This is a genomic window from Stenotrophomonas sp. SrG, from assembly GCF_050031795.1.
In the GTDB taxonomy this organism is placed as follows: Bacteria; Pseudomonadota; Gammaproteobacteria; order Xanthomonadales; family Xanthomonadaceae; genus Stenotrophomonas; species Stenotrophomonas rhizophila_A.
Genome location: NZ_JBNBBE010000832.1, coordinates 1 through 245 on the forward strand (window position 1 = coordinate 1; position 245 = coordinate 245).

The following is a 245-nucleotide window of genomic DNA, read 5'->3' on the forward strand; positions in this document are numbered from 1 at the left end:
CGTGGGCTCGGAGATGTGTATGAGAGACCGGCGTGATGTCGATCGTGGATTACCCCGTCTTCGAAGGGAGGGACGTGCCGGTCATGTTGACCTTTTCCAAGGCCCTGAACGCCGCGCAGTTCGCGCTGTCGGTGCTGGCGGTGACCGCGCTTGCCGCGCAGCTGGCCCTCAAGGGACTCTATGGCAACCCGTTGACCAGCATCCCGCGTGCTCCGGACGTGGCCTGCGCGACGCTGTCGTTGCTG

The 245-nt window shown here is 64.9% G+C and carries 1 pseudogene; it reads left to right on the top strand.

The window, feature by feature from the left end:
• Nucleotides 1–29: 29 nt before the first annotated feature.
• A pseudogene (locus tag ACQG3P_RS21865) lies at nucleotides 30–245 on the top strand (aminotransferase class III-fold pyridoxal phosphate-dependent enzyme); the annotation flags it as partial.